Genomic DNA, 19,973 nt, shown 5'->3' on the forward strand with positions numbered 1-19,973 from the left:
GATCATCAGCAATGGCTTTTCGTATATGGAAAATTGGTCTGCATATTCAGCAACATGATGCGCTGGCTGTCGCTATCGTTCGTGACGCATCCGGTTGGATCCTACAACGCTGGTGGCGTATGCCGCTGGCACATCAGGTTGTCGTCGATGGGCACATTCGTGAGCCGGAACAGCTTACTGCGGTGCTCCTGCCGTGGAGCCGTGAACTACCGCACAGGCACCATATTCACCTTTCTTTTCCTGCCAACAGGACGTTACAAAAAAAGTTACCCCGTCCAGCAATGACCCTACGCGAACCAGAGCAAACGGCATGGTTGTCTGGGGCAATGGCTCGCGAACTGGATATGGAGCCGGAAGCGCTGCAGTTTGATTATAGCGAAGACACGCTAAGCCCGGCGTTCAACGTGACGGCGGCACAAAGCAAAGAAATATCGGCACTCCTGACACTGATGCATCCCCTGAAAGTACAGGTTACGGCCATTACGCCGGATGCCAGCGCCTTGCAGCGATTAATTCCTTATTTACCCGTGCATCAATCGTGTCTGGCATGGCGTGACGATACCCAATGGCTCTGGGCGAGCCGCACGGCATGGGGACGTAAATCGACGGGGGAAATTGACGATATTGACGCGCTTGCCGCGGCATTATCTCTTTGCCCTGTGGATATTGCGCTATGTGACGCTGGTGGCTTTGATCCCTTTAATGCGGTGTCCGTCCGCCAGCCACCGATTCCAACGGAAAGCCACAATTTTGCTGTTGCGCTTGGGCTGGCGATGGGAGGTGTGTACTGATGACGGCGAACATCAATCTTTTGCCCTGGCGTCAGTCGCGGCGGTATGCCCGTCTGCAATGGTGGGGAGCATTATTGAGTGGATCTTTACTGGTTATTGTGGGTATCGCGTTGGGTTATTACGCACTTTCTCGGGTAGATAATCGGGTCGATTTACTGCTGGCTGATGCCGAAAAAAAGCGGGCTGAAACCCTGATAGCGCTCAAGCCGCGCCTGCAACAGCGTCAACAACAATGGCAGCAGGCGCAACAAAGAGAAAAACGGCGTGAACAGATGCGAAGCTGGCAGTCTGTTTTACAAGGGGTGGCCGAGTTGCTGCCAGAACAGGCGTGGTTAACAGGAATGACCTGGCAGCAGGATACGCTGGAGCTGACAGGGCTGACGCTGAACGTTGCTGCGCTTCATAGACTGGAGACGCAATTACGTAAACACCCTGGGTTTCAGTTGGGAAGCTCAGGGGAAACGCGACAAGATGCGCAGGGACACTGGCAGTTTCACTATCGTCTGATACGGAGTGTTATGCATGCAGGCGCTTTGTGATGGCTGGTTAGCGCAGACGCCGCGGTTTCGACTTTTGTGCTGGGGCGGCTGGATGTTGGTTCTGATCGCGGCTGCGCTGTTGTGCCTTTATCCTGTAGAGCAACAACGGAAAGCGCAGCAGGCAGCATTAGTCCGTCAACGCGTGGCGATTCAAGATCAATGGCGCAATCTGTATCTGCTGGCGTCATCGGTTGAACAACCCTTTTCTCCCTCTGAAGCGAGGCCGGTTCCTTTTTCCCCATTGGTATATCAAAGCTCTCTTACACGTCTGATCCACTGGCAGCCCTCCGTACGGGGAGGCGAACTGGCGCTGAAAACTGCGTGGGATGCAGTCCCACACGTGTTTGCCCTACTGGCGGAACAGGGAATGAGTACGAGTCAGTTTTCTCTTAGTGCAGAAGATGCTGATGTGTTGTTGACGATACACCTGGAGCGTCTGAATGATGACTAAGCGCTGGCTGTTCGCGTGTTTTAGCGTGCTGTTGTTGACCGGCATGCGCAATCCCTTTCAGCCGCCAGAGGATCTCTGCCGGATGGCTGAGTTGTCGGCATGGCGTTATCAGGGGGCGGTGATCCAGGGAGGACGCTCAATTGGTTTTATGCAGGATGGTCAACACAAATGGCGGAGGGTCGAGCAGCGAGATGTTCTGAATGGCATCTGGAGGGTATCTCAGGTGACAGCCCAAAGCGTAACTATCGACACAGGGAATGATTGTGAGCCATCACGGTGGCAGTGGCAACGACAAGGAGAGGCGAATGAAGCGGTGGATAGTCATCGTGCTGATGACCGTAATACCCAGCGTGCTGGCTGGGAAAGCACAAAACGTGACGCTGGTGGTCGATGATGTGCCCGTTGTACAGGTGCTGCAGGCGCTGGCGGTGCAGGAGAAGAAAAATCTGGTGGTGTCACCGGATGTTAGCGGTGTGCTGTCATTGCATCTGACGAATGTGCCCTGGAAACAGGCCTTGCAGACGGTGGTGAAAAGCGCCGGGCTGGTATTACGCCAGGAGGGTAATATTCTGCATGTGCATTCTGTTCAATGGCAGAGTGAAAATGCGGCCCGCCAGGAAAACGAGCGGGCACGGATTCAGGCCAGCTTGCCGCTGGAACATCGCAGCATCATTTTGCACTATGCCGATGCATCCGAGTTGGCCAAAGCCGGTGAAAAACTGCTGAGTACTAAAGGAAGTATAACGGTCGATAAACGTACCAACCGCTTACTGCTGCGAGACAATTCTGTTGCGCTAAACACACTGGAACAGTGGGTGGCGCAAATGGACTTGCCCGTTGAACAGGTCGAGCTGGCGGCGCATATCGTCACGATTAATGAAAAAAGTTTGCGTGAGCTGGGGGTTAAGTGGTCGCTGGCAGATGCACAATTGCCAGGGGCGGTGGGGAATGTCACCACGCTTGCCAGCGACCTTTCTGTGTCTACTGCAACATCGCGGGTGGGATTTAATATTGGCCGCATTAATGGTCGTTTGCTGGAGCTTGAGTTGTCCGCATTGGAGCAAAAACAGCAGCTCGACATCATTGCCAGTCCTCGATTACTGGCTTCTCATCTGCAACCTGCCAGTATTAAGCAGGGCAGTGAAATCCCGTATCAGGTCTCCAGCGGTGAAAGCGGCGCGACTTCCGTCGAATTTAAGGAAGCGGTGCTGGGGATGGAGGTAACGCCGACCGTGCTGCAGAAAGGGCGGATCAGACTGAAACTGCATATTAGCCAGAATGTCCCCGGGCAGGTGCTACAGCAAGCGGATGGCGAAGTGCTGGCCATCGATAAGCAGGAAATTGAAACCCTGGTGGAGGTTAAGAGCGGTGAAACGATCGCGTTGGGCGGGATTTTTTCACATAAAAATAAATCAGCAGCTGACAGTGTGCCGTTACTCGGCGACATTCCGTTGCTCGGTCATTTTTTTCGTCATGATGGTAAAGAAGATGAGCGGCGTGAGTTAGTGGTTTTTATCACGCCCAGACTGGTCCCAACAGAATAACTTATGCATGAAAACCCGTTGTTTTCGCGCTGAACACGTTTCAGGGATTTGACGTGCGGGTGTATTTAGCATACAAGGAGTACCGATTTGAGTGTCGGGACTTTTCTGTACTTATGCAGCAGTGAATACGCTTCGCCTTTCCGGTGGTGTGTCATAGGCTTATTTGGCGTCATTTGGCTACACGATACGTCATCAGGTCAGATGTTTGCAGGGTAGCATGCCTGCCACGACCAGAAATGCGTAAGGTTTGGTGATTTATTCAGTTGCCAAACCCGCTTGAGTATTGAGATAATTTTCAGTCTGACTCTCGCAATATCTTATGAGGTTTCAGTTCATGTCCTGCTGCGCTGGGTGTCTGCGAAGCGGGTTTACCATTAACGAATAGTCTTAGTAGTACCGAAAAAATGGCAGAGAAACGCAATATCTTTCTGGTTGGGCCTATGGGTGCCGGAAAAAGCACTATTGGGCGCCAGTTAGCTCAACAACTCAATATGGAATTTTACGATTCTGATCAAGAGATTGAGAAACGAACCGGAGCTGATGTGGGCTGGGTCTTCGATGTAGAAGGTGAAGACGGCTTCCGTGATCGCGAAGAAAAAGTCATCAACGAGTTGACGGAAAAACAGGGTATTGTGCTGGCAACTGGCGGTGGCTCTGTAAAATCACGTGAAACACGTAACCGTCTTTCCGCGCGTGGCGTCGTGGTCTATCTTGAAACGACAATTGAAAAACAGCTTGCACGTACTCAACGTGACAAGAAACGCCCGCTGCTGCAGGTAGAATCGCCGCCGCGTGAAGTTCTGGAAGCATTGGCCGATGAACGCAACCCTCTGTATGAAGAGATTGCCGACGTGACCATTCGCACCGACGATCAGAGCGCGAAAGTCGTAGCAAACCAGATTATTCATATGCTGGAAAGCAACTAATTCTGGCTGAATACACACTCGTCTGCGGGTACAAGTAACTAAGGTGGATGTCGCGTAATGGAGAGGATTACAGTCACTCTCGGGGAACGTAGTTACCCTATCACCATCGCGGCTGGTTTGTTTGATGAGCCAGCTTCATTCTTACCGCTGAAATCGGGCGATCAGGTTATGTTGGTGACCAACGAAACCCTGGCTCCCCTTTATCTCGATAAGGTTCGCGGCGTACTTGAACAGGCGGGTGTTAACGTTGATAGCGTTATCCTTCCCGATGGCGAGCAGTATAAAAGCCTGGCGGTGCTGGATACGGTCTTCACTGCGTTACTGCAAAAACCGCATGGTCGCGATACCACGCTGGTCGCACTTGGCGGCGGCGTGATTGGCGATCTTACCGGTTTTGCAGCAGCCAGCTATCAGCGTGGTGTTCGTTTTATTCAAGTCCCGACAACGCTGTTGTCGCAGGTTGACTCCTCCGTAGGCGGTAAAACCGCCGTAAACCATCCCCTCGGTAAAAACATGATTGGCGCGTTTTACCAACCTGCTTCCGTGGTGGTGGATCTCGACTGTCTGAAAACGCTTCCTGCGCGTGAATTGGCATCGGGCCTGGCGGAAGTGATCAAATACGGCATCATCCTTGACGGTGAATTTTTTAGCTGGCTGGAAGACAATCTGGATGCGTTGTTGCGTCTGGATGGTCCGGCAATGGCGTACTGTATTCGCCGTTGTTGTGAGCTGAAAGCAGAAGTTGTCGCAGCGGACGAGCGCGAAATGGGCTTACGTGCTTTACTGAATCTGGGACACACGTTTGGCCATGCTATCGAAGCTGAAATGGGTTATGGCAATTGGTTACATGGTGAAGCCGTCGCAGCAGGTATGGTAATGGCTGCCCGCACGTCAGAACGTTTGGGCCAGTTTACCTCCGCTGAAACGCAGCGCATTATTACGCTGTTGCAGCGCGCAGGTTTACCGGTGAATGGGCCGCGTGAAATGTCTACACAGGCTTATTTACCGCACATGCTGCGAGATAAAAAAGTGTTGGCGGGAGAGATTCGTTTAGTGCTTCCGCAGGCGATAGGGAAGAGTGAAGTGCGCGGCGGAGTGTCGCACGAGGTGGTTCTTAACGCGATTGCTGATTGCCAGCAGGCGTAACAACAAGAAAGGTCAGGCTTGCGTTGTAAAGCGTAAGTCTTTTAGCTTCAGGTTATGTGCAAAGTCGTAAGCATTAACCTTTGAGTGGGGTGTTAAATGGATGAATTCAAACCAGAAGACGAGCTGAAACCCGATCCCAGCGATCGTCGTACTGGTCGTTCTCGTCAATCGTCTGAACGCGATAATGAGCCGCAAATCAATTTTGATGATGTTGATCTGGATGCCGACGATCGCCGTCCTGCGCGGGCACGTAAAGAGCGTGATGAAGAGCAGGACATTGAAGAAGACTATGAATCTGATGACGATGTTGTGGATGAAGAACGTGTAGAACGTCGCCCACGCAAGCGTAAAAAAGCGGTCAGTAAACCAGCCTCCCGTCAGTACATTATGATGGGTGTGGGTGTTCTGGTACTGCTGCTGCTAATTGTCGGTATCGGTTCTGCGCTGAAGGCCCCCTCATCTTCCTCTTCCAGCGAGCAGGCTGCGTCTGGTGAGAAGAGCATCGATCTTTCTGGCAGCAATGCGACGGATCAGGCGAACACCACAATGCCTGCGACGGGTGCTGAGCAGACCGCTGGCAATACGCAGCAGGATGTTTCTCTGCCGCCGATTTCCTCTACCCCGACTCAAGGCCAGGCACCTGCCACAGCGGAAGGTCAGCAGCGCGTCGAAGTTCAGGGCGATCTGAACAATGCACTGACGCAGCCGCAAGGTCAGGCACAGGTTAACAACGTCGTAGTCAACTCTACGCTGCCAACTGAACCTGCTACCGTAGCACCAGTTCGCAATGGCAATGCAGGGCGTCAGACTGCGAAGACTGAGCCAGCAGAACGTACTGCAGTTGCACATCAGGAACGCAAACAGGCTGTTATTGAGCCGAAGAGCAAGCCGCAGACCACGGTAAAAGCGACGCCGACAGAGCCAAAACCTGTTGCCCAGGCGAAACCAACCGCAACTGCGCCGACGACCACAACCAAAGCGCCTGTGGTAACCGCTACGCCGAAAGCGACTGTTGAGCCGAAAGCAACCGCGACGACGCCAGCCCAGACTGCAACACCTGCACCAACGACAGCAACACCGGTTGCGGGTGGTGCGAAAAGTGCAGGGAACGTTGGCGCGTTAAAATCAGCGCCATCCAGTCACTACACGCTGCAGCTCAGCAGTTCCTCTAACTACGACAACCTGAATGGTTGGGCGAAGAAAGAGAACCTGAAGAACTACGTGGTGTACCAGACGACGCGTAACGGTCAACCGTGGTATGTTCTGGTGACGGGCGTGTATGCGTCTAAAGAAGATGCAAAACGTGCAGTGTCTACGTTACCCGCCGACATTCAGGCGAAAAACCCGTGGGCAAAACCGCTGCACCAGGTTCAGGCCGATTTGAAGTAAGATAGGATATGTTCTGCAATGGTTTGCTGTTTCGCCCAATTGCGGGACAAAGACTAAAGCGCAGGATGCTGTCGGAGCTTTCTCCACAGCCGGAGAAGGTGTAATTAGTTAGTCAGCATGAAAAAAAATCGCGCTTTTTTGAAATGGGCAGGGGGGAAATATCCCCTGCTTGATGACATCAAACGGCATTTACCTCAGGGTGAATGCCTGATTGAACCCTTCGTGGGTGCAGGGTCGGTGTTTCTCAACACCGACTTTTCTCGTTATATTCTTGCCGATATCAACAGCGACCTTATCAGTCTCTATAACATCGTGAAGACGCGTACCGATGAGTATGTGCAGGCTTCACGTGAGCTGTTTATGCCTGAAACGAATCAGGCTGAGGTGTACTACCAGTTCCGGGAAGAATTTAATGCCTGCCAGGACCCGTTCCGACGTGCAGTGCTGTTCTTATATCTCAACCGTTTTGGCTATAACGGGTTATGCCGTTATAACCTGCGTGGTGAGTTTAACGTCCCCTTTGGTCGTTATAAAAAACCTTACTTCCCGGAAGCCGAGTTGTACCATTTTGCTGAAAAAGCGCAAAATGCAGAGTTCCATTGCCTCTCCTATGAAGAGTGCATGGATCGCGCGGATAGCAACTCTGTGGTCTACTGTGACCCGCCATATGCACCGCTCTCGGCGACGGCAAATTTCACCGCGTATCATACCAACAGCTTTAGCCCGAAAGAGCAGGCGCATCTGGCCGAGATGGCAGAAAAGCTGGTCAGTAAGCAGATCCCGGTGTTAATTTCGAATCATGACACGCCGGATACCCGCGAATGGTATCGAGCGGCGAAACATTTTCAGGTCAAAGTGCGGCGCAGTATAAGCAGCAACGGCGGCACACGTAAAAAGGTGAACGAACTGCTGGCACTATACAAACCAGGAGTCGCAACGCCTGCGGAAAAATAATTCTCAAGGAGAAGCTGATGAAACAGTATTTGATTGCCCCCTCAATTCTGTCGGCTGATTTTGCCCGCCTGGGTGAGGACACCGCGAAAGCGCTGACCGCGGGTGCTGATGTCGTTCACTTCGACGTCATGGACAACCACTACGTGCCGAACCTGACCATCGGCCCGATGGTACTGAAATCGCTGCGTAAATATGGCATCACCGCTCCGATTGATGTTCATCTGATGGTGAAGCCCGTTGATCGTATTGTCCCGGACTTCGCCGCCGCTGGCGCCAGCATCATTACTTTTCACCCGGAAGCCTCCGAGCATGTTGATCGCACTTTACAGCTGATCAAAGAGCATGGCTGTAAAGCGGGGCTGGTGTTCAACCCGGCAACACCGCTGAGTTATCTGGACTACGTCATGGATAAGCTCGACGTGATCCTGCTGATGTCCGTTAACCCAGGCTTTGGTGGACAGTCCTTTATCCCGCAAACGCTGGATAAGCTGCGCGAAGTGCGCCGTCGCATTGATGAATCTGGCTATGACATCCGTCTGGAAGTGGACGGCGGCGTTAAGGTGAACAACATTGGTGAAATCGCGGCTGCCGGTGCGGATATGTTTGTCGCAGGCTCTGCTATTTTCGACCAACCAGACTACAAAAAAGTCATTGATGAAATGCGCAATGAACTGGCGAAGGTAAGTCATGGATAAATTTCAGGACATTCGGGGCGTAGCATTTGACCTCGACGGTACGCTGGTTGACAGTGCGCCGGGATTAGCCGCAGCGGTGGATATGGCGCTGTATGCGCTGGAACTGCCGGTTGCCGGAGAAGAACGCGTTATCACCTGGATTGGTAACGGTGCAGACGTACTGATGGAGCGCGCGCTGGCGTGGTCTCGTCAGGAGCGCGCGACATTACGTAAAACGATGGGTAAACCGCCCGTTGATGATGATATTCCCGCTGAGGAACAGGTCCGGATTTTGCGTAAGCTGTTCGACAGATACTACGGCGATGTCGCAGAAGAGGGGACATTCCTGTTCCCTGATGTTGCCGACACGCTGGGCGCGCTGCATGCGAAAGGATTGCCGCTGGGTCTGGTGACCAACAAACCGACCCCGTTTGTCGCGCCATTACTCGAAGCATTAGATATCGCCAAATACTTTAGCGTGGTCATCGGTGGTGACGACGTGCAGAATAAAAAACCGCATCCGGATCCGCTGCTGCTGGTGGCAAGCAAGCTTGGCATCAAGCCTGAGCAAATGCTCTTCGTAGGGGATTCACGCAATGATATTCAGGCGGCAAAAGCTGCTGGCTGTCCGTCCGTTGGCCTGACCTATGGCTACAACTACGGTGAGTCGATCGCGCTGAGCCAGCCCGACGTTATTTACGACCGTATTAATGAACTACTGCCCGCTCTCGGGCTTCCGCATAGCGAAAATCAGGAATCAAAAAATGACTAAGCCCATCGTTTTTAGTGGCGCACAGCCCTCAGGTGAATTGACCATTGGCAACTATATGGGTGCGCTGCGTCAGTGGGTGAGCATGCAGGATGACTACCATTGCATCTACTGCATCGTTGACCAACATGCTATCACCGTTCGTCAGGACGCTCAGCAGTTGCGTAAAGCAACGCTGGATACGCTGGCGCTGTACCTGGCATGCGGTATCGATCCTGAAAAAAGCACCATTTTCGTCCAGTCTCATGTGCCGGAACACGCACAGTTAGGTTGGGCGCTGAACTGCTACACCTATTTCGGTGAGCTGAGCCGTATGACCCAGTTCAAAGATAAATCCGCACGCTATGCGGAGAACATCAACGCCGGGCTGTTTGATTACCCGGTGCTGATGGCGGCGGATATTCTGTTGTATCAGACCAACCAGGTACCGGTTGGTGAAGATCAGAAACAGCATCTGGAACTGAGCCGTGATATCGCTCAACGTTTTAACGCCCTGTACGGCGATATCTTTAAAGTGCCTGAGCCGTTTATTCCGAAATCCGGTGCGCGCGTCATGTCGCTGTTGGAGCCGACGAAGAAAATGTCCAAGTCGGATGACAACCGCAATAACGTGATCGGCTTGCTGGAAGATCCGAAATCAGTGGTTAAGAAAATCAAACGCGCGATGACCGACTCGGAAGAGCCGCCTGTTGTTCGTTACGATGTGAAAGAAAAAGCGGGCGTCTCCAACCTGCTGGATATCCTCTCTGCCGTTACTGGCCAGAGCATTCCTGAGCTGGAACAGCACTTTGAAGGCAAAATGTATGGTCATCTGAAAGGTGAAGTCGCAGAAGCTGTCTCCGGCATGCTGACGGAGCTTCAGGAGCGCTATCACCGTTTCCGTAACGATGAAGCCTTCCTGCAGAAAGTGATGAAAGAGGGCGCGGAAAAAGCCAGCGCGCGTGCCTCTGTTACGCTGAAAGCCGTGTATGAGGCTATTGGCTTTGTTGCCAAGCCGTAATACTTTTTGCATTGCTGAAAAAACCGGGAATTTCCCGGTTTTTTTGTATCTGCGCAAAGAGATTTATTGATTATTCAGCCACTGCGCCGCAACCGCCAATCATTTTAGAAATTGAAATAGCCGGGTGCAGCAGGTAATCATACGAGCAGGTTTTATTACGGTTTTCAATATGACCCGTACAAGCGGTCAACGTCGTCAGAATCCCTGCCACAAGGGCAATTTTTGCAATCTTAAGCATAACGAAATCCTTGTAGATATAACTATTTATATATATGAAAAAAATGGAAAAAATCCATTTTCCGCCGGTGAAAATATCAAGTAATGGAACAAGGAGGTAGTCCAGATAAGGACTACTCAAAGACAAGGAAATATGCTTTGAAAAACAGGTGAGAAATAAAAACGGCAGTCAGGAAAGAGATTCCAGGACTGCCGTTTGTGTTAATTAGCGGAACGATTTCAGAACGGTATACCGTTGGTTATTTCGCTGATGTGAATCAATGGTTCGAGAACCAGTTCAGCTTATCGCGTAATCCCACTACACGACCCACGATAATCAGCGCCGGGCTTTCAACCTGTTTTGCCAGTTCACCGAGCTGTGTCAGCACACCACTGACGACGCGCTGTGTTACGGCAGTACCATTCTCGACCAGAGCAACCGGCATATCGGCTTGCATACCAAACTCGATGAGTTTTTCCTGAATCGTTGCCGCCTGATTCAGTCCCATATAGAACACCAACGTTTGTTTCTCTGCTGCCAGGTTCTCCCAGTCCAGCTCACCGCCTGTTTTCAGGTGCCCGGTGACCAGGCGTACGCTCTGCGCATAATCGCGATGAGTCAGTGGGATACCGGAATAAGCAGAACAGCCAGAAGCCGCTGTAATGCCTGGCACGACAGAGAATGGAATACCGGCATGACACAGGGTTTCCAGCTCTTCGCCACCGCGGCCAAAGATGAATGGGTCACCGCCTTTCAGTCGCACCACGCGCTTGCCTTGTTGCGCTTCACGCAGCAGGATCTGGTTGATCTCTTCCTGCGGAACGCAGTGATAACCCGCACGTTTGCCTACGAACACACGATCTGCATCGCGGCGTACGAGGTTCATGATGTCGTCAGAAACCAGACGGTCATATACCACAACATCAGCTTGCTGGATCTGCTGTAGCCCTTTCAGCGTCAGCAGGCCGGCATCGCCAGGACCGGCGCCAACCAGCACCACTTCACCACGATGGTCCAGAGGTTCACTGAGCAACTGCTCGGTGGTTTCCTCGATGGCTTTCTGATCGCTATTCGCAAGCGACTGCGCCAGGCGGTCGTTAACGAACAATTTTTCCCAGAAGCGGCGACGTTCACCCATGCTGGCAAACTGTTGCTTCACCCGGGAGCGCAACTTGCCGGCATATTGTGCGACCTGGCCCAAATGCTGAGGCAACACGGATTCGAGTCTTTCACGCAGCAGGCGGGCAAGAACAGGGGATGTACCGCCTGAGGAGACCGCCACCATCAGCGGAGAGCGGTCGATAATGGAGGGCATGATAAAACTGGCCGCTTTTGGCGCATCGACCACGTTACAGAAAATACGGCGTGTCTCTGCGGCATTGCTGACGCTAAGATTAACGGCATCGTCGTCAGTAGCGGCGATAGCCAGCCAGCAAGAGTCGAGCAGGGCTTCATCGAATGGCCCCTCAACCAGCGTCAGCATGCCTTCATTTGCCCATACGGTGAACTGCGGAATAAACGCCAGCGCATTAACCGTTAAACGGGCGCCAGCTTCCAGCAGTAACCGCGCTTTGCGTTCTGCGACATCACCACCGCCGACGATCAAGCAGTCGCGGTCACGTAGTTGACAAAATATAGGCAAATGGTCCACGACATTACCCCTTAATTAATTATTGGCAGCAGCCTCAGAATCTACCCATTAGGCTATCTTATTTGTCAGTTTGCCCCTGGGCAGTGCTCACAATCCTCACGTACTGCATGTACGTTCCGGTTGTTCCGCGCTGTCCGTGTTCAAACTGCCTGCATCGAATACGCCTACTGGGCAAGATTTTCAGCTTGATTGATTTTTGCCGGAGCCGGACGCTCCGATTTTGGCGTAGCATACCAATAACCCAATCCCATGAATACGACACCGGACAAAGTATTACCGAGTGTCACCCACAGAAGGTTATGACCAATTCCGGACAGGGTATAAGCTTCGCTGTGATGGCCAAACCAGGAAAGGGCAAACAGCGTCATATTGGCAACGGAGTGTTCATAGCCGGACGCGATAAACGCCAGCAGACACCACCAGATAGCGAGGAATTTTGCCGCGCCTTCGGTACGGATTGCCATCCATATTGCCAGACAAACCAACCAGTTACACAGTGCGCCTTTAAAGAACAGCACCGTTGCAGGCGCGGTGGTTTTCGCCAGCGCGACCGAATGGACGATGCTGGTATCGACCGGCAGCAGACTGCCGCCTCCCCAGCTATAAAGCAGGGCGACAAACACGGATCCGACCAGATTTCCCAACCAGGTTTGCGGCAGGATAGCCCACATTTGGCCGTGGCTGATGGTGCCCGCTTTGACGCCGAGCGTCAGGAACATGGTGTGACCGGTAAACAGCTCTGAACCGGCAATAATAACCAGCGTTAAGGCGATACCAAAGGTTGCACCCATCACCAGCGGACGCACGGACGGGTCAAGCAGATTACCGAGCGTAAAAATAAGAATGATGCCGAGGCCAACGTAGGCCCCCGCCATTGCCGAACTGACCCAGAATCCGAGCGGGTTATTAGCCGACAGGCGTGCGATGCGCGCAGCGTTAGCTGCACACTTATTGATAGTGTCTGTGAACATGTGTTGATTATCCTTTTCTCACTTCATCCTTTGCACTGCGTCTTTGTTGGCTACTGAGTTACTCGTCTCGTCCTGAGACTCGCCCTTACGGGCCGTCGCTGTGCGACGTTCAAATCTGTTCCTGACAGATTTGTCGCTCACCCCAGTCACATAGTGAACTATGCTCCTGGGGGTTTGCTCAGTTGCCGCCGCGATGCAGCACAAATGATTTTGTGATAACAATTACAATGAAAAAAATACAAAAAAGGGGAGGCGTTGCGCCTCCCAAAAATTAATTAACCGCGCAGTTGTACCGTGCCGTCTTTCACTCGCGCTTCGTAATGTTTCACGGAGAATTGTTCGTCTTCCATGCACAGCCCATCGCTTAAACGAAAGCGTTGTTTCTTCAGCGGACTGGCGACCCACAATTCGCCCTGATGTTCAGCAATCAACCCACGCGACAGTACGCTGGACTCAAAGAATGGGTCGATATTGCTGATCGCAAACACCTGATCGCTGTGATACGGGCGGAAAATAGCAACCTGCTCAGTACCTAACAGGGCGCAGACGCCTGTCGCAGGCAGAATGTCATCGATTTTGCAGATGTTTTTCCACTGGCTCATGCGTTTTCCTCCACCAGAGTCACCGGAATACGCTCATAAGGCGTAGCCGGACGATGTTGTTCGCGCTCAGGTACAACCTGAACATTCGGATCGCGTTGATCGCTGTTGATAAAGTGTTTAAAGCGAACCTGTGCGGATGGGGTGTTAACGGTTTCTGTCCACTCGCAGACCACCGCTTCACGCAGACGAGCCATCTCTTCTTCCAGGTGCTGGTTCAACCCCAGTTTGTCGTCGATGATGACTGATTTCAGATACTCGATGCCACCTTCCAGGTTATCTAACCACGGTGCAGTACGGGTCAGTTTGTCCGCAGTACGGATGTAGAACATCATAAAGCGGTCAAGGTACTTGAGCAGCGTTTCACGATCGACATCGGCCGCCAGCAGGTCTGCATGACGCGGTTTCATCCCGCCGTTACCACAAACGTACAGGTTCCAGCCTTTCTCAGTGGCGATGATACCCACGTCTTTGCCCTGAGCTTCCGCACATTCGCGGGTACAACCGGAGACGCCGAATTTCATTTTGTGCGGGGTACGAATGCCTTTGTAGCGATTTTCCAGCTCCACGCCGAAACCGACGCTATCGCCGACGCCATAACGACACCAGGTGCTACCGACGCAGGTTTTCGCCATACGCAGTGCTTTGGCGTACGCATGACCGGTTTCAAAGCCCGCTTCAATCAGCTGACGCCAGATTTCCGGCAGGTCATCTTTCTGCGCGCCGAACAGACCGATACGCTGAGAACCGGTGATTTTGGTGTATAGGTTAAATTCGCGCGCAATACGACCGACAGCCACCAGGCCTTCCGGGGTAATTTCACCGCCCGCAGAGCGCGGGATCACGGAGTAGGTACCGTCTTTTTGGATATTGGCCAGGAAGTTGTCGTTGGTGTCCTGCAGCGGCGTGTGCTGTGGTTTGAGGATGTACTCATTCCAGCAGGACGCCAGCAGGGAACCGACGGTAGGTTTGCACACTTCACAGCCGTAACCTTTACCGTGTTTAGCCAGCAACTCTTCGAAAGTTTTAATGCCTTCTACGCGGATCAGGTGGAACAGTTCCTGACGTGAATACGGGAAGTGTTCACACAGGTTGTTATTCACTTCGATACCCTGTTTCGCCAGTTCGGCGTTCAGAACCTGCGTCACCAGCGGGATACAACCGCCGCAGCCGGTACCGGCTTTGGTTTCGGCTTTCAGCGCCGCAACGGTGTGACAACCTTTGTTGATAGCGGCAATCAGCATGCCTTTGGTGACGTCAAAACAGGAACAAATCTGCGCGCTGTCCGGCAGTTTATCCACGCCGATAGACGGCTTACCGCTGCCCGCGTGTGCTGGCAGAATCAGTGAGTCCGGGTTTTCTGGCAGTTCGATGGCGTTCAGCACCAGCTGTAGCAGGTTGCCGTAATCGCTGGTATCACCGACCAGAACCGCACCCAGCAGGGTTTTGTTATCTTCACTAACGATGAGGCGTTTGTAGACTTCTTTGCTTTCGTCGAGGTAAACATAGCTACGCGCTCCCGGTGTACGACCGTGCGCATCGCCAATCCCGCCGACATCCACGCCGAGCAGCTTCAGCTTGGCGCTCAGGTCCGCGCCTTCAAAAGCGTTTTCGGTTTCGAGAATATGGTCAACGGCAACCTGTGCCATTTTGTAGCCCGGGGCCACCAGACCATACACGCGGTTGTTCCAACTGGCGCATTCGCCAATCGCATAGATATCCGGGTCAGAGGTCTGGCAAGAATCGTTGATCACGATCCCGCCGCGCGGCGCGACGTCCAGGCCGCACTGAGTTGCCAGTTTGTCGCGTGGACGAATACCGGTAGAGAAGACGATGAAATCAACTTCCAGTTCGCTACCGTCGGCAAAACGCATGGTTTTGCGCGCTTCGGTGCCTTCCTGGACGATCTCTTTGGTGTTTTTGCTGGTGTGCACACGCACGCCCATGCTTTCAATTTTGCGACGTAACTGCTCGCCACCCATATGATCCAGCTGTTCAGCCATCAGCATCGGGGCGAATTCAATGACGTGAGTTTCAACGCCGAGGTTTTTCAGGGCACCAGCGGCTTCCAGACCCAGCAGGCCGCCACCGACAACGGCGCCGCGTTTGCTACGGCGCGCGCAAGATTCAATGGCGTTGAGGTCTTCAATGGTACGGTAAACGAAGCAGTCCTGGGTTTCCGAACCTTTAATCGGTGGGATCCACGGGTAAGAGCCCGTCGCCATGATCAGCTTATCGTAATAGACCGTACGACCTGCGCTGGAGTGGATTACCTTCTCCTGGCGGTTGATGGTAATTGCGCGTTCGCCCACTAACACCTTAACGCCGTGCTTCTCATAGAATCCTTCACGCACCAGAGAAAGCTCTTCGGCGGTGTGGTGGGAGAAGTAGGAAGACAGGTGTACACGGTCGTACGCTTTGCGGGGTTCTTCACAGAAGACGGTAATATCAAAATTGGCAGCGTCGGATTTATCAAGAAGATCCTCAATAAAGCGATGGCCGACCATACCATTACCGATAATAGCGAGTCTGACTTTGCTCATTTTTGCCTCGATTTCTTTTCTATTACTGCCTACCTTAACGATTCAGCAACCGCACTTATTGATACAAATCAAATTCGGCCTTATATACTCCTTAAGGGGTATATGACTGATTTAACTGCATTTTTATAAGTTACGGAATTAACTGGCTTTTCGTGTTTGTATAAAAAGCGCACAATTTAAGGGGTTTTTGTAAGAATTGGCCTACATGACCAGTGAAAGGAAGAGGGCGCGAGAGTGTGCCGGATAGCACAGATATCATCCGGCAGTGAGATTAATGCGTGGCTGGCGCGTTATGCTGGCGATGACGCGTGACGAACCCAAGAATAAAGCACATCACGAATACGACGGCATACAAACCGTTCGCCGTCTGCAATGCCGCCAGCGGGCCGCTGTGCGCCACAATAGGACCGGTGACCACGAAGGTGAGCATAGTACCGATGGTGCCGCAGGTCAGAACGAAGTTAACCAGTTTTGGTGAGGCGACCTTCGTCTGCTGTGAGCCGAGGGTAATAATGGTGGTATAAATCGCGCTGGAGAAGAAGCCCAGCGTCAGAATGAACCACGGCATATGTTCCGGCGTACCCGTGATAAACAGATACATCAGCACGGTGGCCAGACCCGCCAGTACGGTCAGGATGCGTTGCAAATCGAAGAAACGCAGAATGAAGCTAAACGCCCACATGCCAACCATGTAAGACATCCAGAAGTCGCTGACCAGTTTACCTGCGTCGTTCAGGCTCATACCCAGGCTTTTGGCGTATTCCGGAACCCAGGAGATAAAGCCCAACTGACCGAGGATGTAGCACAGCGCGGCGATCGCCAGGAACAGCACACCAATCCCCCATTTTTCTTTCACTACCGGCGCGTCCGGTTGCTGCGCGTGTTTACCCAGTGCCGGGAATTCACAACCGAAGGTCAGCAGGAAAATAGCGACGTAGACCAGGCCGATGCAGGCATAGACCCAATACCACTCGATGCTACGTGCTAACAGATATGCTGCCACCATTGGGAAAATCATGCCTGCCATGCTGAAGAAGGAGTCGGTAAACAGCAGGCGGGAACCGCGCTGGCGACCTTCGTACATCTGGGTCACCAGGAATGTACCAATCGACATGGTGATACCACTCACCACACCCAGCACAAACATGGCCGCAGAGAACAAGGCCAGGCTGTGGCTGAGCATCAGTCCGGCGACCGCCAGGACCATCAGGATGAAGCCAAAACGCAATTGCGTTTTCAGCGGCACGATTTCCATCAGCCAGGCATTCAGAAAAATAGAGATCAGGATACCTGCATTCAGGAAGGTGAAAGTGTTACTCATACTGGAAACGGGCAAATGGAAATAGTCTGCGATGTTTCCCATCACCATCCCGGTGACAATGACCAACGCACCTGTCAGGGCGTAGGAGAGAAAGCTAATCCATGTGAGCTTAATGCGATTGCTGTTAGTCATGACTGGCCTGTATAGAAGTGTAAGGCGCATTAACGGCGCCGTGAGCGGGCAGATTTTAGGCGTTTTAGTGATGTATTTAAATGTTTTTTGGTAATTACTGAGTCTGTTACATTTTTGTATGTGATCGTGATCACATAGGTATTTACGGCTATGAGGTTACATTTGTTTCAAGTACGTAAAATTAGGTAAAGGGATGGCCTTGTTCATGAAGGCTCTTTAGAATCAATCCACTTGCTTCATTTCTGCTCTTGTTAAGGAATTCTCATGCTCAAATCGACTCTGGCGGCTGTTGCAGCTGTTCTCGCTCTTTCTGCTCTCTCTCCCGCAGCGCTGGCAGCGAAAGGGGATCCGCATGTCCTGCTGACAACCTCTGCTGGTAACATTGAGCTGGAGCTGAACAGTCAGAAAGCCCCGGTTTCAGTGCAAAACTTTGTCGATTATGTCAACAGCGGTTTCTATAACAACACTACGTTCCACCGTGTGATCCCTGGCTTCATGGTGCAGGGTGGTGGTTTTACCGAGCAGATGCAGCAGAAGAAACCTAACCCGCCAATCAAGAATGAAGCCGATAACGGACTGCGTAACACCCGTGGCACGATTGCTATGGCGCGCACTGCGGATAAAGACAGCGCGACCAGCCAGTTCTTTATCAACATTGCGGACAATGCATTCCTCGATCACGGCCAGCGTGATTTTGGCTACGCTGTCTTTGGTAAAGTTGTGAAAGGTATGGATGTCGCGGATAAGATCTCTCAGGTTCAGACCCACGATGTCGGTCCTTACCAGAATGTTCCGTCAAAACCGATTGTTATCCTTTCAGCCAAAGTCCTGCCGTAATCGTATTTTGCGCGGGCAGCGCTTGCCCGCGTTCTCTCCCTTCTCTGCGTAACCCGAAATTGCTGCTTATACTTGTGGCAAGTGTCGGCTCATTCAGGGAGGTCACGTGAAAAAACTCACCGATAAACAAAAGTCCAGGATCTGGGAACAACGGCGAAATGCCAATTTCCAGGCAAGCCGGCGACTGGAAGGCGTGGATATTCCACGGGTTACTCTGAGCGCTGAAGACGCCCTGGCGCGTCTTGAAGAATTGCGGAGGCACTATGAGCGATAAATTCGGTGATGGACGTGACCCCTATTTATATCCGGGCCTGAATGTCATGCGTAACCGGCTGGGGGTTCATCAGGCGCAGCGTCTGGCGCAGGCAGCTTATGAGTTGACGGCGCTGCGCGCGGCAACTATCGAATTGGGCCCGCTTAAACGGGGTTTGCCGCATCTGTGTGCTATTCATCGCCAACTCTATCAGGATATTTTTGACTGGGCGGGACATCTGCGAGAAGTCGATATCTACCAGGGCGATACCCGCTTTTGCCATTTCGCTTATATCGAGAAAGAGGGCAATGCACTGATGCAGGACCTGGAAGATGAGTCCTGGCTGGTGGGATTACCGGAAGACAAGTTTGTCGACCGCCTCGCACACTACTACTGTGAAATTAATGTGCTGCACCCGTTTCGCATCGGCAGTGGTCTGGCGCAGCGTATTTTCTTCGAACAGTTGGCGATTCATGCCGGGTATATACTCAACTGGGAGGGCATCCAGGTTGAGGAGTGGAACCAGGCAAATCAAAGCGGTGCCATGGGGGACCTGTCCGCACTGCAGGCGATATTTCGTAAAGTGGTAAGCGAAGCCCTGGAAACTGAGTAGAATAGCGCGGTTCTTCTGTACCGGAGCCGCCATGATCCTGCTTATCGATAACTACGATTCTTTTACCTGGAACCTGTATCAATACTTCTGCGAACTGGGCGCAGATGTCCTTGTCAGGCGCAACGACGCGCTGACGCTGGCGCAAATTGATGCGCTGAATCCGCAGAAAATAGTGATTTCCCCGGGACCCTGTACGCCGGATGACGCCGGTATTTCGCTGGAGGTTATTCGCTATTTCGCAGGGAAGATCCCTCTGCTGGGTGTTTGTCTGGGCCATCAGGCGATGGCGCAGGCCTTTGGCGCGACCGTGGTGCGGGCGGCGAAAGTGATGCATGGTAAAACGTCGCCGATTACGCATAACGGGCAGGGCGTTTTTCAGGGGCTCGCCAATCCATTAACGGTAACGCGCTACCATTCGTTGGTGGTCGCACCTGAGACGTTGCCTGAGTGCTTTGAGGTGACCGCCTGGAGTGAAACGCAGGAGATCATGGGTATTCGCCACCGGGAGTGGGATATGGAAGGGGTGCAGTTTCACCCGGAGAGTATTCTCAGCGAACAGGGGCATCAGCTGCTGGCTAATTTCCTCAACCGGTGATTTGTGGTTGCTATTCAGTGATTTTTTATTCATATTTTGTGATTATAATTTCACTAGC

The 19,973-nt window shown here is 52.4% G+C and carries 22 protein-coding genes; 16 read left to right on the top strand and 6 right to left on the bottom strand.

Annotation, left to right across the window (positions count from 1 at the left end; all coding sequences use genetic code 11):
- Positions 1-11: 11 nt before the first annotated feature.
- The 12 genes from G8S19_RS01620 (at position 12) to trpS (ending at position 10,183) form a co-directional block, all read left to right on the top strand.
- A complete protein-coding gene (locus G8S19_RS01620) occupies positions 12-791 on the top strand; it encodes a DNA utilization protein HofM (protein WP_253685995.1) in 780 nt (259 codons plus the stop codon).
- The gene (locus G8S19_RS01625; RefSeq protein ID WP_253685997.1) at positions 791-1,330 is read left to right on the top strand and encodes a PilN domain-containing protein; all 540 of its coding nucleotides are present in this window, start codon (positions 791-793) and stop codon (positions 1,328-1,330) included. The genes G8S19_RS01620 and G8S19_RS01625 overlap by 1 nt, the downstream gene beginning before the upstream one ends.
- Positions 1,314-1,781: a hypothetical protein gene (locus G8S19_RS01630; RefSeq protein WP_061068729.1), complete on the top strand. Its 468-nt coding sequence runs from the start codon at positions 1,314-1,316 to the stop codon at positions 1,779-1,781. The genes G8S19_RS01625 and G8S19_RS01630 overlap by 17 nt, the downstream gene beginning before the upstream one ends.
- Complete coding sequence (locus G8S19_RS01635) at positions 1,771-2,175, top strand: HofP DNA utilization family protein (protein ID WP_075551437.1); 405 nt, start codon at positions 1,771-1,773, stop codon at positions 2,173-2,175. The genes G8S19_RS01630 and G8S19_RS01635 overlap by 11 nt, the downstream gene beginning before the upstream one ends.
- The gene (hofQ, locus tag G8S19_RS01640; RefSeq protein WP_253685999.1) at positions 2,087-3,325 is read left to right on the top strand and encodes a DNA uptake porin HofQ; all 1,239 of its coding nucleotides are present in this window, start codon (positions 2,087-2,089) and stop codon (positions 3,323-3,325) included. The genes G8S19_RS01635 and hofQ overlap by 89 nt, the downstream gene beginning before the upstream one ends.
- Before the next feature lie 404 nt (positions 3,326-3,729).
- Positions 3,730-4,251, top strand: a complete 522-nt coding sequence (gene aroK / locus G8S19_RS01645) for a shikimate kinase AroK (protein WP_003023552.1) — start codon at positions 3,730-3,732, stop codon at positions 4,249-4,251.
- A 57-nt stretch (positions 4,252-4,308) separates the two neighbouring features.
- Positions 4,309-5,397 (top strand): 3-dehydroquinate synthase, encoded by a 1,089-nt coding sequence (aroB, locus tag G8S19_RS01650; protein ID WP_048213545.1) that lies wholly within the window; start codon positions 4,309-4,311, stop codon positions 5,395-5,397.
- Positions 5,398-5,493: 96 nt separating this feature from the next.
- On the top strand, positions 5,494-6,786 hold the full coding sequence (gene damX / locus G8S19_RS01655) for a cell division protein DamX (protein WP_061068727.1): 1,293 nt from the start codon (positions 5,494-5,496) through the stop codon (positions 6,784-6,786).
- Positions 6,787-6,903: 117 nt separating this feature from the next.
- A complete protein-coding gene (gene dam / locus G8S19_RS01660; RefSeq protein ID WP_253686001.1) occupies positions 6,904-7,740 on the top strand; it encodes an adenine-specific DNA-methyltransferase in 837 nt (278 codons plus the stop codon).
- 17 nt (positions 7,741-7,757) lie between these two features.
- A complete protein-coding gene (gene rpe, locus G8S19_RS01665) occupies positions 7,758-8,435 on the top strand; it encodes a ribulose-phosphate 3-epimerase (RefSeq protein ID WP_040231743.1) in 678 nt (225 codons plus the stop codon).
- Positions 8,428-9,186 (top strand): phosphoglycolate phosphatase, encoded by a 759-nt coding sequence (gph, locus tag G8S19_RS01670; protein ID WP_048213542.1) that lies wholly within the window; start codon positions 8,428-8,430, stop codon positions 9,184-9,186. The genes rpe and gph overlap by 8 nt, the downstream gene beginning before the upstream one ends.
- Entirely contained in the window at positions 9,179-10,183 is a 1,005-nt protein-coding gene (gene trpS, locus G8S19_RS01675; RefSeq protein WP_101743303.1) for a tryptophan--tRNA ligase, read from the top strand. The genes gph and trpS overlap by 8 nt, the downstream gene beginning before the upstream one ends.
- Positions 10,184-10,253: 70 nt before the next feature.
- Here trpS and G8S19_RS01680 read toward each other — a convergent pair whose 3' ends face one another.
- The 6 genes from G8S19_RS01680 to tsgA form a co-directional block, all read right to left on the bottom strand.
- On the bottom strand, positions 10,254-10,421 hold the full coding sequence (locus G8S19_RS01680; protein WP_048213798.1) for a YhfL family protein: 168 nt from the start codon (positions 10,419-10,421) through the stop codon (positions 10,254-10,256).
- Positions 10,422-10,677: 256 nt separating this feature from the next.
- A complete protein-coding gene (gene cysG / locus G8S19_RS01685; RefSeq protein WP_253686003.1) occupies positions 10,678-12,051 on the bottom strand; it encodes a siroheme synthase CysG in 1,374 nt (457 codons plus the stop codon).
- A 164-nt stretch (positions 12,052-12,215) separates the two neighbouring features.
- The gene (gene nirC, locus G8S19_RS01690) at positions 12,216-13,022 is read right to left on the bottom strand and encodes a nitrite transporter NirC (RefSeq protein ID WP_101743305.1); all 807 of its coding nucleotides are present in this window, start codon (positions 13,020-13,022) and stop codon (positions 12,216-12,218) included.
- A gap of 275 nt (positions 13,023-13,297) precedes the next feature.
- Positions 13,298-13,624 (bottom strand): nitrite reductase small subunit NirD, encoded by a 327-nt coding sequence (gene nirD, locus G8S19_RS01695; protein WP_005121659.1) that lies wholly within the window; start codon positions 13,622-13,624, stop codon positions 13,298-13,300.
- Positions 13,621-16,164, bottom strand: coding sequence for an NADPH-nitrite reductase large subunit (nirB, locus tag G8S19_RS01700; RefSeq protein ID WP_101743306.1), 2,544 nt, complete (start codon positions 16,162-16,164; stop codon positions 13,621-13,623). The genes nirD and nirB overlap by 4 nt, the downstream gene beginning before the upstream one ends.
- 271 nt (positions 16,165-16,435) lie before the next feature.
- Complete coding sequence (tsgA, locus tag G8S19_RS01705) at positions 16,436-17,617, bottom strand: MFS transporter TsgA (RefSeq protein WP_048213538.1); 1,182 nt, start codon at positions 17,615-17,617, stop codon at positions 16,436-16,438.
- 264 nt (positions 17,618-17,881) lie between these two features.
- Here tsgA and ppiA point away from each other — a divergent pair, with 264 nt between their 5' ends.
- From ppiA to pabA, 4 genes are all read left to right on the top strand, one after another.
- Positions 17,882-18,454 carry a peptidylprolyl isomerase A gene (gene ppiA / locus G8S19_RS01710; protein WP_003023595.1) on the top strand — a complete coding sequence of 191 codons (573 nt, stop codon included), beginning with the start codon at positions 17,882-17,884 and terminating at the stop codon, positions 18,452-18,454.
- 106 nt (positions 18,455-18,560) lie between these two features.
- Positions 18,561-18,728, top strand: a complete 168-nt coding sequence (locus G8S19_RS01715) for a YhfG family protein (RefSeq protein ID WP_071887396.1) — start codon at positions 18,561-18,563, stop codon at positions 18,726-18,728.
- Positions 18,718-19,320, top strand: coding sequence for a putative adenosine monophosphate-protein transferase Fic (locus G8S19_RS01720; RefSeq protein ID WP_199954714.1), 603 nt, complete (start codon positions 18,718-18,720; stop codon positions 19,318-19,320). The genes G8S19_RS01715 and G8S19_RS01720 overlap by 11 nt, the downstream gene beginning before the upstream one ends.
- A gap of 31 nt (positions 19,321-19,351) precedes the next feature.
- On the top strand, positions 19,352-19,915 hold the full coding sequence (gene pabA / locus G8S19_RS01725) for an aminodeoxychorismate synthase component 2 (protein WP_124021948.1): 564 nt from the start codon (positions 19,352-19,354) through the stop codon (positions 19,913-19,915).
- Positions 19,916-19,973 lie beyond the last annotated feature (58 nt).

The organism is Citrobacter sp. SX206 (assembly GCF_024181025.1).
Lineage (GTDB): Bacteria > Pseudomonadota > Gammaproteobacteria > Enterobacterales > Enterobacteriaceae > Citrobacter > Citrobacter youngae.